The sequence below is a fragment of the Paludicola sp. MB14-C6 genome (genome assembly GCF_030908625.1).
GTDB lineage: Bacteria > Bacillota > Clostridia > Oscillospirales > Ruminococcaceae > Paludihabitans.
In genome coordinates this window covers 1,689,690-1,703,226 of record NZ_CP133133.1, presented here as the reverse complement: position 1 = coordinate 1,703,226, position 13,537 = coordinate 1,689,690, and the positions used below count along the sequence as shown (strand labels likewise).

At 34.1% G+C, this 13,537-nt stretch carries 11 protein-coding genes and 1 other annotated feature; of the genes, 3 read left to right on the top strand and 8 right to left on the bottom strand.

What is annotated here, in order from left to right; translation table 11 throughout:
* Nucleotides 1-10: 10 nt before the first annotated feature.
* The 6 genes from RBG61_RS08225 to RBG61_RS08200 all read right to left on the bottom strand — a co-directional run bounded on the left by RBG61_RS08225 (nucleotide 11) and on the right by RBG61_RS08200 (nucleotide 6,680).
* A complete protein-coding gene (locus RBG61_RS08225) occupies nucleotides 11-1,417 on the bottom strand; it encodes an MBOAT family O-acyltransferase (RefSeq protein WP_307942516.1) in 1,407 nt (468 codons plus the stop codon).
* 39 nt (nucleotides 1,418-1,456) lie between these two features.
* Nucleotides 1,457-2,053: a toprim domain-containing protein gene (locus RBG61_RS08220; protein ID WP_307942514.1), complete on the bottom strand. Its 597-nt coding sequence runs from the start codon at nucleotides 2,051-2,053 to the stop codon at nucleotides 1,457-1,459.
* A gap of 69 nt (nucleotides 2,054-2,122) precedes the next feature.
* Nucleotides 2,123-3,163: a DNA polymerase III subunit delta gene (gene holA, locus RBG61_RS08215; RefSeq protein WP_307942513.1), complete on the bottom strand. Its 1,041-nt coding sequence runs from the start codon at nucleotides 3,161-3,163 to the stop codon at nucleotides 2,123-2,125.
* 4 nt (nucleotides 3,164-3,167) lie between these two features.
* On the bottom strand, nucleotides 3,168-5,372 hold the full coding sequence (locus RBG61_RS08210) for a ComEC/Rec2 family competence protein (RefSeq protein ID WP_307942511.1): 2,205 nt from the start codon (nucleotides 5,370-5,372) through the stop codon (nucleotides 3,168-3,170).
* A 55-nt stretch (nucleotides 5,373-5,427) separates the two neighbouring features.
* On the bottom strand, nucleotides 5,428-5,766 hold the full coding sequence (locus RBG61_RS08205; RefSeq protein WP_307942509.1) for a histidine triad nucleotide-binding protein: 339 nt from the start codon (nucleotides 5,764-5,766) through the stop codon (nucleotides 5,428-5,430).
* Between the two features lie 2 nt (nucleotides 5,767-5,768).
* A complete protein-coding gene (locus RBG61_RS08200) occupies nucleotides 5,769-6,680 on the bottom strand; it encodes an AraC family transcriptional regulator (protein WP_307942508.1) in 912 nt (303 codons plus the stop codon).
* A gap of 122 nt (nucleotides 6,681-6,802) precedes the next feature.
* Here RBG61_RS08200 and RBG61_RS08195 point away from each other — a divergent pair, with 122 nt between their 5' ends.
* On the top strand, nucleotides 6,803-7,843 hold the full coding sequence (locus RBG61_RS08195; RefSeq protein WP_307942506.1) for an alpha/beta hydrolase: 1,041 nt from the start codon (nucleotides 6,803-6,805) through the stop codon (nucleotides 7,841-7,843).
* A gap of 109 nt (nucleotides 7,844-7,952) precedes the next feature.
* On the opposite strand, the gene alaS is transcribed toward RBG61_RS08195, so the two are convergent.
* Both alaS and RBG61_RS08185 read right to left on the bottom strand, forming a co-directional pair.
* The gene (gene alaS, locus RBG61_RS08190) at nucleotides 7,953-10,577 is read right to left on the bottom strand and encodes an alanine--tRNA ligase (RefSeq protein ID WP_307942504.1); all 2,625 of its coding nucleotides are present in this window, start codon (nucleotides 10,575-10,577) and stop codon (nucleotides 7,953-7,955) included.
* A 90-nt stretch (nucleotides 10,578-10,667) separates the two neighbouring features.
* Nucleotides 10,668-10,878 (bottom strand) — a binding site (T-box leader).
* A 373-nt stretch (nucleotides 10,879-11,251) separates the two neighbouring features.
* Nucleotides 11,252-11,383 carry a hypothetical protein gene (locus tag RBG61_RS08185; RefSeq protein WP_307942502.1) on the bottom strand — a complete coding sequence of 44 codons (132 nt, stop codon included), beginning with the start codon at nucleotides 11,381-11,383 and terminating at the stop codon, nucleotides 11,252-11,254.
* Between the two features lie 173 nt (nucleotides 11,384-11,556).
* Between RBG61_RS08185 and RBG61_RS08180 the strand changes: the two genes are divergently transcribed.
* Complete coding sequence (locus RBG61_RS08180) at nucleotides 11,557-12,297, top strand: chloramphenicol acetyltransferase (RefSeq protein WP_307942500.1); 741 nt, start codon at nucleotides 11,557-11,559, stop codon at nucleotides 12,295-12,297.
* Between the two features lie 210 nt (nucleotides 12,298-12,507).
* A complete protein-coding gene (locus RBG61_RS08175; RefSeq protein ID WP_307942498.1) occupies nucleotides 12,508-13,503 on the top strand; it encodes a LacI family DNA-binding transcriptional regulator in 996 nt (331 codons plus the stop codon).
* Nucleotides 13,504-13,537: the final 34 nt, after the last annotated feature.

The window sequence follows — 13,537 nt, the reverse complement described above, 5'->3', positions numbered from 1 at the left end:
ATCCCTCCTTTTAGAATCTAAAATATAAGAATGGATTATAGCTTGCATTTACCAAATAACAAATACAAACTAAAAATACTACAATCTCAATTATAACTTTAAGATAGCCGTATATTTTCGGTACTTTTCCTGCAACAGGTTTTGCTGTTTTTCTTAAAAACGTTGTAGAACCAACGATACATACTAGAAAAACTATTGCATTGGTAAGTAGCAAATATATTGTTTGCTGATTGCCGAAACCTGCTCCATTCAACCCGAACATTGCCTTAAAGTAGGCACCGATTTGGCTTATTGAAGTCAGCTCGAAGAAAACCCAACCAAATACAACAAGTAAAAACGCATACATCCATTGTAAAATATTTGGCAACTTTTTCAGCCATTTACCTAAAAAGAATTTTTCTAAGATAATTAAAGCGCCAAAATACAAGCCCCACAAAACAAAGTTCCAGCTTGCACCGTGCCAAAGTCCCGTTAAAAACCAAACCACTAATAGGTTTCGGAGCGTTTTCCAAGTACCACCTCGGTTTCCGCCCATAGGAAAATAAACATATGACTTAAACCATGAACCTAAGGTAATATGCCATCTACGCCAGAACTCACTGATGCTCTTTGCCATATAAGGATGGTCAAAGTTGATTGGGAAATTAAATCCGAGCATCTTGCCCATACCAATTGCCATATCAGAATAGCCTGAAAAGTCATAATAAATTTGAAAAGTAAACGCCAAAATACCAATCCAAGCAGTCATCGTCGGTAATTGTTCAAAAGGCGTTGCACTGACTGTAGTCCATACCATACCGATATTATTGGCAAGCAACAGTTTTTTTGCCAAACCACGAATAAAAATACCGATACCATCAGCAACTTTGGAATATCCAATTTGTCGACTCTCTAACTCATTTGCAACATCTGCATATCGTACAATTGGTCCCGCAACAATTTGTGGAAACAAAGCAACATATGCGATATAGTTAACAAGATTTTTTTGCACTTTGATTTTACGCATATATAAGTCAATTGTGTAAGATAAACTTTGAAATGTGTAAAATGAGATACCAATTGGAAGTGGTAATTTCGGATCAATAATGGTTGTTCCAAACACATTATTGATATTAGTGATGATAAATGAACTATATTTAAATACACAAAGCAATCCTAAGTTAATAATTAATGAACCGAGTAGGCAAAGCAACCTTGCCTTTTTATTACTGTCCATTTTATCCATAAGTCTGCCGGCAGTATAATCAACCACCGTTGTAAACAACATCAGTACAACATAAACTGGTTCACCCCAAGCATAAAAGAAAATTCCCGAAACCATAAGAATCAGGTTTTTTATCTTGAGAGGTGCTGCATAATAAAATAACAGCACAATTGGCAAGAAGCCAAATAAAAATGTCATACTTGAAAAAACCAATGGATTGTCCTCCTTTTTCTATATACAGTTTGTAACATCTTATTTGCTATTTCCCTTTTGGATATAATTATCATATTCTTCTTTCGTCATGAGACGATTGATAATTTCTAATATGCTATTGGTAGTTAAGTAATTCGGTAAATTCAAGTATTCTAATAAAGCCAACCTTTTTTGCTTCGAATCTTGTTGACCGATTAAACCGTCCTCGTAAAAATGCTTCTTGGTAATGGTCTGTTTGACAGCCTCATTTTGTTGATCCATAATCCCAGCATCTTGAAATAATTTACGCAAAGTATTAACGCCGATCCCCTCTACTCCAAGGAGACCTTCTTTTGAAGCAATTTCTTTGCGTTTCTCTTTTCCCTCAACTTGCGGAATATAGATATTCAATATTTTTCCATCTTGAACAACCGAACGCAAAAAAGAACGCAAGCGAAATCCCGCTACATCAGAATCCGTTAAGATAATAATACCGTCTTTCTTTGCAATTGCTCGAATCATTGCACACTTTTCTTTATCTTTAAAAATCCGAAATCCATCTGAAGTTATAATTGTTGCGTCTACTAATTCTTTCAGCCTCATTCTATCATATTTGCCTTCTACTATGATAGCTTGTTTTATCAATAATTTTTCCATCCTTAGCTCTTTCCCCCATAATATATTAAGAGCATAAAACTGCAATATTTCTTACAATAATATTACCGCTTATATCATTTTTGCAATCATCTGTTCTAAAAGTAATTGCTGATCCGCTTTGGATGATTTCAATTTATAATCGGTTTCCGCTAAAATATTGATATAGCGGCGTATTTGTACAGTTGAGCTCGCCCGTGCATCTCGAAAAGCATTTCTGATTGCAAAGCTTCGAGTTGGAGAATATCCGAAATCTGATTGAACTTCTTCTGCTGTCTTTCCAGATTCAATTGCTACCTTAGCACGATATAGATCATAAAAGCACATATCCAATGCGCCTAAAATGGCTAACGGCTCTTGTCGCTGATAGAACAATTCATCCAATAGTAAAAATGCCTTTTCGTAATTTTTTTGCACGATGGCATTAGAGAGTTTAAATGCATTGGATTCAATTGTTGGAATACAGCATAAATCAATAGCTTTTTTCGTAATTTCAAAGCCTTGATTCATGCCTTTAACATAATGTATTAACTTATCTAATTCTTTAATTAGAATTCCATAATTCATAGAGCAACGATCAATGAAATACTCAGCAATTGGCATATCCAATTCAACCGATTCCTTTTTGGCTCTACTACATAATTCTCTTTTTAAAGTTGATTTATCTTTTATTGTAAACTCGCAAACAATTCCATCTTTTTGAACAAAATTCAAAAAGGTCTTTACACGAGATGACTTTTTCACATCATATTGAATTTTATTTGCAAAGAACACAACAACTGTCATCTCATTTGGCGACTTTAATAATTCATTTAGCTTCTCATAATCAGATTTAGACAATCCATCAATATCTAAATTCTGTACAACTACGCATTTTCTATCTGCCATCATCGGAAGCGATTCTATTGCGTCTTCTAACTCATCCAAAGAAAGCTTGTCCCCATGAAACCAGTTCAAATTAAAACTTTCAAACTGTTTTGCAACTACTTTATCGATAATTTCTTTTGCATATTTTGATACAAAAAAATCTTCTTGTCCATATAAAAAAAAGATGTTCGCAAGCTGCCCTTGAGCTATTCTTTGTTTTAATTCAGTTTCATTTAATTTTGGCACAAGTTCACTTCCTTATTTTATAGGTTCCATTTTTATTTACCGTAAGTTCCAAGCTATTTTCATATGCATCAAAACATTGCTTCTTGGATACTTTGGCTGATTTTTTGCATCTATCTATGAGTATAACATATTTTGAAGAAAATTGCTCAATTCTTGTAATATTTTTTTGTGAAAAATAAAGGATTTCAGCTGGATTATTTTGTGCAAATTTTCCGCTATTGGTAATACCTATTCTCCGCTTACCCATATTCAATAAAACGGACTGTTCCTTATCTTGAGAAACAACATCAAACCACATTAACTCATTGGCTTTTACTCGATAATTTCGATTTAGTAAGAGTAAGTTACTCTTTTGAGGATTATTTAATTGAAAATAATCTATCAACTGATTCTGTTCGTTTATCATGACGGTTGATACCTTTTTCGTTTTCATAAGATATGCAATATCCTCTATTTTCTTTGTATTGTCTTGTAAAAGAATTAAGCTTTCTACCTGATTTACATTCTTACTGTCCAAATAATTCACAACTGACTTATGAATATAACCATCAGTTACATACGTTATTACAGTCGCTTTCTTTTGATAAGTTACTACTATAGCCTGCGTTTCATACGATCCAATCGTGGTTACTTTTAAGTCTTGACTTTCTTGCATGCTACAATTCAATAAAATACCAATAAAGCAACATAAAGAACAGCCAATGAAACGATATATTGCTATTTTGAAATCTTTTCTATTGGTAACCCAACAAAACAGCAGAAAAACTGCAATTCCAATTGCCGAAATAATCAGCCATAGTTTAACCAAACGATAGTTCATGCCTACATATGCATAAGAAGGCTTTTGCAAAATATCTGCTGATTGTATCAAAACTCTATTGAGAAATGCAATAACATTGCCAATAAAATATGTAACAGGAGCTAAAAACGGTATACAGCTTGATATCAGTAACGCAATACTTCCCAACATAATCAATGGCGTAAGCGGTACAGCTATTATATTTGCAATTGGAGATACCAAACTTATCCCGCCAAATGTAAACGCTAAAACAGGTAATATGAATAATGTAGCGCCAATTGTGCAAGCAATACTCTCAATCAAGCTTAATAAAATTGTATTCTGAATTCTCCATTTGCTTTGGACCCAGTTCTTTATTGGCTTTACGCACAAAAGCACACCTAATGTAGCTAAAAAGGTGAGCTGAAAACTGATATTCTGAATAGAAAATGGATTTACTATTACAATCATTGTCCCCGAAAGGAAAAGAGAATTCACCAAGTCAACCGGCCGTCCAAAGAGATTACCTGCTAATAAAACGGTTACCATGATTGCAGAGCGTACTGTGGCAATCTGAAAATTAACCAACGCAACAAACAACCATATCACAACAATACCAATCAGGCTGTTTAACCAGTTAGGTATACGAAATAATTTTAACAATACAAACAAGAAACCGGCTAAAAATGTAATATGCATTCCTGAAATTGAAATGATATGGATAATTCCCGCTCTTGATAATGAACGCTGTAGTAAGGGCTCAATGTCGTTTTGTTGACCAAGTAACATTGCTTTTACCATTCCCGAAGTTGGCGGTTGTAAATACTTATCCACTCTATCACACAAATTGCCATTTAACTTTTGCAAATAAAAAGATGGCGGTCTTACTTTGGGTGATGTAATTTGAAACGGTTCCCCTTTGGCATAGCCGATTACATACAGTTCTTTTGTTTGATTGACAGCTTTTGCATCAAACGAGGTTGTACTTGTGATTTTATGAAACTCAACTTGCATTTGGACGGTATCGTAATTTTCTGCTTGAAATGGTGTGATTGAGTAAATGTTACTATGAAAAGAAGGGATTTTATGCCCCTCTACATCTTTTACCCTCATCTCATAAACTGCTGTACCCTTTTCATTCTGATATTGATTGGTTATAACTCCGGTTACTGTTACAGTTTGATTATCCAACTTTAGTATTGGTAAATATTCAAATCTGTACTTTGCCCAGTACCCAGTCACACCCAATAACATAGCAATCACAATAGCCACAGAAGCCACTCGAAAGTTCTTTTTCTTTTGCAATAACAACACAACTAAAAGCAGTAGGATTACAGCATAGCCAGCAGCAACCCAAACCCCAACAAAAAATGACGCAACAAATGTTGCAGCAAGAAATGCTATTCCTACTGTAATCATTGGTCGCGTCATAAAATTACCACCTTTACAACGATGCTATATTAGAATCTGTTTCAAAAGGGTTTTATTATGCCATTTTTTCAGTTAGTTTCTTTCCGCCTAATACATGAAAATGCAAATGCTTAACTGATTGCGCTCCGTCTTCTCCGGAATTCGTAATCACACGAAATCCATTTTCCAAGCCTAACTCTTTTGCCAAACTTGCAATTACTTCACTGATATGCGCCACAACAGCACTGTTTTCAGCAGTAATATCTGCCATACTACTGATATGCTGTTTTGGAATGACCAACACATGAACAGGTGCTTGTGGAGTAATATCGTGAAACGCCAATACTGTTTCATCCTCGTATACTTTATTGCTAGGGATTTCTCCATTTGCTATTTTACAAAAAATACAGTCCATAATTATTCCTCTTTTCTTTCATCAATCTTATTTTTAATAGGTAAGTATATGTCTAACTCGCAATAATTATCTGAGCAAATTGTATTATCAATTCGCTCAAAATGATAATTGGAGTACGATTCATAAACTTCGCTGTTAAATATCCATTCATCTAAAACGTTATAAATTGCATCCAATTCTAAAATTGTAATATCCTTTGAAGGATGAAAACCAATATATTTAAATACTGCATATTTGCTAGTGGGAATTGTTTTGCACGAAAAAGGCTCACGTATAATCGTTGGCTTTATAACTTCAACACTTGGCATATAGAAATTATGTAAACTGGGATTTTCAGAATAAGTAACTAAGCCATAAATCACATCATAACTTAGTGCATTTTCTATACTCATTACATCTTTCTGATAAAAATTCAACATACTTTTATTTGCGGTAAACAGTACATAATTTTCAGCATGAACAATATCTTGGTTTATTCCTACTAAATAAAACTTAGGCTTTAAAACAAAGTTAGGACTTAAAAGTAATCCTTTTGCCACACATTTTAGCAACGAAACATCAATTTGCTCAACATATTCTAAAGTTGGTTTATGTTTTCTTACATAATATGGAGTCATTTTATATTGTGCATTGAATGCACGTATATAAGATTGCTCATATTCAAATCCATATTCATAAGCAATATCTATAATAGAATAATCCGTATAAAACAATTCTTTTAAACTTGATGATACTTTTCGCCCTCGCACATACGTCATTAAAGAATGACCGGTTAATGCTTTAAATAATCTATGCAAATGATACTTCGATACATAAGCATACTCCACAATATCATCTAAGGAAATTTGAGATTTTATATTTTGCTCAATATAATTTACAACGCGATTCACTACCAAATAGCCTTCATTTTCCATATGTCAGCCTCCGCGATAAGAATAGCAAGAATTGTTCATTTTACTTGTTTTTTTCATTATATAATATTTTCATCATTTGGTAAAGACTTTTTTCCTAATAAGATTTAAGGAGATAATTGCTTATGAAAAAAATAGTTACTCCAATTATTGCATTTATTTTATTTTTTATTACAGTAACAGGTTGTACACCTGAGAAACAAAGCAATGATTTATTAGCTACTCATTCCTCACAAACCACCTCTTCTCAACAAGAAAAAAAATATGTGTCTATGGTTTCAATAGAATCGAAATCAATTGCACAAAACTTAATCAACGAACCATGCAAAAAAGAAATAGTTGTTAGTCTTCCTCCATCATACTTTGATAATAAAGACAAAAAATATCCCACTGTTTATTTCTTTCATGGCTTTCAAGAAGGTCCAGGAGTCATTGGCAACAAAGTATTAGAGCTCAAAAACAGGAATCAAGACATAGCAAATGAATTTATCATAATAGAAGTTTCTGGTGAAAACAAACATGGTGGATCCTTTTATGTAAATTCTCCTATTATCGGAAACTGGGAGGATTTCGTAATTAAAGAAGTTATCCCATACGTAGATTCTAACTATCGCACGATTGCTTCAAAAGATAGCCGAGGGGTTAGTGGATTTTCTATGGGGGGATATGCTTGCTTAAATCTCGCACTCAAACATCCTGAGGCATTCTCCTCTGTATATGCACTAAGCCCTGGCGTTTTTGATGAAAATGGTTTAAAAGATGCTCTCAAAACATGGAAATCCGATGAGAATTTCAAAACAGGATACGGTCAAGCATTTTGCCCAATGCCGAACGTCCCAGACATTATGACGAAAATCCCAACCTTTGATGGTTCAAAAGATGACAATGAAATTATCACCAAATGGGAAAGCGGTTTTGGTGACTTCAACCAAAAACTAGATAACTACTTACAGAAAAAAGATAAACTAAAAGCAATTAATATACAAGTTGGCACATGTGATTCTTACCCTTGGATACCAAATGGCTGTATCTACTTATCTAAAATCATGAAAGAGAAAAATATCGCCCATGAACTTATTACAATTAAAGATTGTGGCCATTTTATTCCAAGTGATTTTGTTGAAACGAGCTTTGTTTCCTTCTTTAATAAAAACCTAAAACACTAAATGTATGCCTAAATTTAATATGCTAACTTCTTTCCTTATCATCAATTTTCATTATGCAAAAACTGCTGAGAACAACACTTGTTCCAGCAGTTTTTGCATTGTTATATATTTATCCAATTACTTCTTTAATAATAGACTCTAATGCAACGAAAGCTTCATCAATTTTAGTATTATCATTGACACCAGCCATAGCGTTATCTGCACGTCCGCCGCCTTTACCACCTGTTATAGCTGCTGCTTTTCCAACTATTTTTCCAGCATGAGCGCCACGATTTACAGCCTCAGGTCCGCATACACAAAGCATCGTACCTTTATTGTCAACCATAGATACCAATAGTGCAACGGTGTTTGGTGCTTTTTCTTTAATCTTATCACCCAATACACGAAGAGTATCTGGTTTAGTACCACTTAACAAAGCTGTAATGTAGTTCACTTCGCCCGCACTTTGCACGTTTTCAAATAAGCCATCTACTCGGCTGTCGGCCATCTTTTGTGTTAATCTATCCACTTCAGTTGCCTTATCCTTTAGCTCTTGCATAACTTGTGAACAACGTGAGACCAATTCAGCCGAATTTGTTAATTTTAATTCTTTTGCAGCATCGTTAATCATTTTAACGTTATTATCTAGTAATACCAATACTTCGTATCCTGTTACTGCTTCAATACGTCTTACACCTGCTGCAACAGAGCTTTCACTAATGATTTTAAACAAACCGATTTTTGCAGAGTTATCTACGTGAGTACCACCGCAAAGCTCCAATGAATAGTTACCTACTTCACAAACTCTTACGATATTTCCGTATTTTTCTCCGAATAGAGCCATTGCGCCTTTTGCTTTTGCAGATTGAATATCTGTTTCATATCGATTTACATCAATACCAGCTAGGATAACCTTATTTACTTCACGTTCAATCGTCTCAATTTGCTCTCTTGTTAATGCTTCAAAATGGCTAAAATCAAAACGTAAACGATCTGCAGTTACCAATTGACCTGCTTGATGAACATGATCACCTAGGTTGTTAATTAAAGCCGCTTGTAATAAGTGAGCACAAGTATGATTGCGTGTAATTGCATTTCTAAACTTTTTATCTACTCTCATAGAAACTTGATCACCAATATTTAACTGGCCACTTACTACTTCACAAGAATGTAAAATTAAAGTTCCTGCTTTTTTTACATCAAACACGTTTACAATACAATTATCTGAAACAATTTGACCTTTATCTGCAATTTGTCCGCCACTTTCTGCATAGAAAGGAGTAACGTCTGTTGCAATGATTACTCTTTGAGAAGCAATAACAGATTCCACACACTCGCCCTCACAAGCTAATGCCAATACTTTTGCATCTGCTTGAAGCGTTTCATAGCCAACAAATTCCGTTGTAACGCCTTCTATGTCAATGACATTACATGATCCACCGAATGCATCACCTGTAGCACGAGCTGCTCTTGCACGCTCTCTTTGTTCGTTCATCAAACGAGTAAACTCTTTTTCGTCTACTTCCATACCTTTTTCAGCAATAATTTCTCTTGTTAAATCAATTGGGAAGCCATAAGTATCATATAAACGGAAAGCATCTTCACCAGATAAAATTTTATCTTTTGCATTATCAATAATTGTTGTTAATAAATCCAAGCCTTTTTCAATGGTTTTTGCGAAGCTGTCTTCTTCGTTTTTTACCATCTTTTTAATATATTGTGCTTTTTCCATTAACTCAGGATAAGCAGATTTATTTTCATTGATAACAGTATCTACAACTTCACTTAGGAATGGACGAGTAATGCCCAATAAACGGCCATGGCGAGCAGCACGACGCAATAAACGGCGAAGCACATAGCCTCTGCCCTCATTAGAAGGAATAACGCCATCACCAATCATGAATGTTGTGCTTCTGATATGGTCTGTGATTACACGAAGGGAAACATCAGCTTTCACATCATCTTTATAAGTGATACCTGCAATATCGCTAATATGTTTCATGATGTTTTGCATGGTATCTACTTCAAATAAGTTATCTACTTCTTGCATAATACAAGCAAGACGCTCTAGTCCCATACCTGTATCAATATTCGGATTTTCTAACGGAGTGTATGTTCCGTTTCCATCACTGTCAAATTGACTGAATACTAAATTCCAAAATTCAACAAAACGGTCACATTCGCAACCTACTGCACAATCAGGAGAGCCACAGCCTTTTTCAATGCCACGGTCAAAATAGATTTCAGAACAAGGACCGCAAGGGCCACTACCATGCTCCCAGAAGTTATCTTCTTTACCTAAACGAACAATATGAGTAGGATCTACGCCTACTTCTTTTGTCCAAATGTCAAATGCTTCATCATCATCTAAATAGATAGATACCCATAAACGATCTATCGGTAAATCTAATACTTCTGTGCAGAATTCCCAAGCCCATTTTGTTGCTTCATGTTTGAAATAATCTTGGAAAGAGAAGTTTCCAAGCATTTCAAAGTAAGTTCCGTGACGAGCCGTTTTACCTACGTTTTCGATATCGGGTGTACGAATACATTTTTGGCAAGTAGTAACCCTTTTGCAAGGTGGAGTTTCTTGTGCTAAAAAGTATTTCTTCATTGGTGCCATACCGGAGTTAATTAAAAATAAGCTCTTATCGTTATGTGGCACTAATGAGTAACTAGGCAAACGAAGATGCCCTTTGCTTTCAAAAAAAGAAAGATATTTCTCTCTTAATTCATTCAATCCCGTCCATTTCATTACAAATCCATCCTTTTCTTGTTTAAAAATTTACTCAAAATACAGTTATGCCCTTATTGGAAAAATGCATATAAAAAGCCTCCGTCCAACAAATGGGACGAAGGCATAGCTTTCCGTGGTACCACCCAAATTGTCTTTGTATTGAAACAAAGACCACTTTGATTCCTTTAACGCAGGATTTACGTTACAGCTTTCGCTGAAAGCTCCAAGATAGCAATTTCTATCGGTTATTGAGAACTTACACCGTCCGTTCTCTCTCTTGAAATAACGATAATAGAAACATTCTTTTCAACGCTTTTGATATATATTCTTTATTATATTTCATTCCCACAAAAATGTCAAATATTATTATATCATTTTTTTGATTAAGATATTGATATCATTTCATTTATGATATTATTCAATTGACGATAAACAGGTGAAGCAACCGCATATACTTTTCCGTTCACTTTTAAATGGTTACTGCTTATAGCGACTATTTCATATCTTGAAATAGTTTGATTGGTATTACCTTCACATAAAGATATTTTATAAGACCATCCTTTTTTATTCCCATAGAACCAAACTCGTTTGTACTTTGTTTGTTTCAATATCGATAAAAGCTGATTGATTTTTTCTTTGCTAGTGACCGCAAATTCTTTTCCGCCTTTGTTTGAATCAACTAGATTTACATACTAAATAAGATTACAATCTTGATATACCTGCTCAAATGAACGAGTTGTAAAACAAGCCATAATAATACCAATCACAATAATTGCAATAACAAGTATTATTCCAACGCTTATCCATAGTTTTCGGTTTATCATTGTAGCTCTTCTTTCGTTTCTTTTTTATGTATAATCAGATAAATATTTACTATACTTTTGATTATAGCAGTAATATCATAATTTACAAGTCATAGTATAAAAATAATTGAATTTTCAAAATCAAAGTGCTACAATGACAGTAAATAAAGCCATATAAACTAGGAGGGATTTTTTTGAAAGAAATTGATTTGAATACATTTCCTCGAAAAGCACATTTCGAGTATTTTAAAGACCTAAGCTATCCGCATTTCAATGTTTGTGCAAATGTAGATATTACAAAATTCTATCATTTTATAAAACAACGCAACAAGCCTTTTTTCTTATCCTTTGTTTATGTTGCAACGAAAATTGCAAATGATATTCCGGAATTTCGTTATCGCATTCGTGATGATAAAATAATAGAGCATGATATTGTAAATCCATCTTTTACAATTATGACTTCAAAAGATGTATTCAGCTTTTATAACGCAGAATTCATTGACGAATTTTATCGCTTTGTCGAATTTACAATTGCCAATATTGAGTTGCACAAAGACGAAGTGAAAATTGAAGATGAGCCGGGTACAGATGATACCCTTTATATTACCTCTTTACCTTGGATATCTTTCACAAGTGTAACGCATCCGATTGAAATGAATCCTGTTGACAGTGTGCCTCGCATCACATGGGGTAAATATTTTAAAGAAGGTGACAAACTGCTTCTTCCGCTCTCTGTGCAAGGGCATCATGCGTTAATCGACGGTGTTCATGTTGGTCGATACTTTGAAAAAATGCAGGATTTCTTAAATGACCCATTGAAGTACATTCCAAATCCAAAACAAGAAAACAAAGAGGACGAATACGATACTCGTATTTTTAGAAATGACCTCAATAACCGATATAGAAAACAAACAAATCAATTCAAAAATTACTAAATATCAATTTCCGCAATGTAACCAAATTTCATTGCGGAAATTTTATGTCTTTTTTAAATTATTTTGCATTTGGGTATTGCTTTTTCAAAAAGAATATTGTATTATCTAGTTGCAATGTAATCCGTTACATTTTAAGGTTACATTATTTTTCAGGCTACAAATGTAATCCTTTTCATAAGGCAAAAATCAAAACGGAATAGGAATGATAAAATGACATCCATTAAAGATGTTGCGAAACTAGCGCAAGTTTCTGTGGCAACTGTATCAAGAGTAATTAACAACACAGAAAATGTTCAAGATGAAACAAAAGAACGTGTGTTAGCGGCTATAAAAGAATTAAACTACTCCCCTAACCTTTTAGGGCGGAGTTTAAGAAGATTAGAAACGAAAAAAATTCTAGTCATGTTAAATACCATTTCCAATCAGTTCTATTCCCGTGTTGTAAAAGGAATTGAAGAAAAAGCAATTCCTCATGGTTATACTGTTATGGTATGTATGACCCATGGTAACTGTAAAATTGAACAACGCTATATGCAAATGTTAAAAACACGTTTAGTAGATGGAGCCGTTTTTTTAACAACGGAACAAGATGGCAATACTTTGACAAATGAATTATCTGCTGTAAACGTTGTGCAAGCTTGTGAACCAAGAGAAGATTTTTTAACTTCTACCGTTTCAATTGACAATGAAAAAGCGGCTTATGATTCAGTAAGCTATCTAATTAAAAAAGGACATAAAAAAATAGCCTTTTTTGGTGCCGGCGATATTTATCAATCTTCAATAAAGCGTGAACATGGATATTGCAAAGCATTAAAAGAAAACAATATACCAGTTAACCCTAATTGGATTTTTAATGAAGGTTTCAGCTTTAATGCCGGAATTCGGGCAAGTTCTTTGCTTTTAAGCAAAGGCGAGTTGCCAACAGCAATCTTTTGTATATCCGATAGCTGCGCTGCAGGTGCAATGAAAGCACTTGCACAAAACGATATCAAAATTCCTGATGATATTTCAATTATGGGCTTTGATAACACACAGCTATCACAGATATATATGCCTTCCATCACAACTTTGAAACAACCACAATATGAAATTGGTTATCAAGCGATGGAGCTATTGCTTAACAAAATCAATGGTACGGATACGAATATAAACCACCTGCTACTTGATTATGAGATTGTAGAAAGAGAATCTGTTAAGCAAATTTAAATTATGGTCCTAATTAACAACAGTGAGAAGAGAC

Coding starts and splice junctions, on each gene's coding strand:
- RBG61_RS08220 (WP_307942514.1), bottom strand. CDS start 2,053: ATGGAAAAATTATTGATAAAACAAGCTATCATAGTAGAAGGCAAATAT.
- RBG61_RS08210 (WP_307942511.1), bottom strand. CDS start 5,372: ATGACGCGACCAATGATTACAGTAGGAATAGCATTTCTTGCTGCAACA.
- RBG61_RS08205 (WP_307942509.1), bottom strand. CDS start 5,766: ATGGACTGTATTTTTTGTAAAATAGCAAATGGAGAAATCCCTAGCAAT.
- RBG61_RS08200 (WP_307942508.1), bottom strand. CDS start 6,680: ATGGAAAATGAAGGCTATTTGGTAGTGAATCGCGTTGTAAATTATATT.
- RBG61_RS08195 (WP_307942506.1), top strand. CDS start 6,803: ATGAAAAAAATAGTTACTCCAATTATTGCATTTATTTTATTTTTTATT.
- alaS (WP_307942504.1), bottom strand. CDS start 10,577: ATGAAATGGACGGGATTGAATGAATTAAGAGAGAAATATCTTTCTTTT.
- RBG61_RS08185 (WP_307942502.1), bottom strand. CDS start 11,383: ATGATAAACCGAAAACTATGGATAAGCGTTGGAATAATACTTGTTATT.
- RBG61_RS08175 (WP_307942498.1), top strand. CDS start 12,508: ATGACATCCATTAAAGATGTTGCGAAACTAGCGCAAGTTTCTGTGGCA.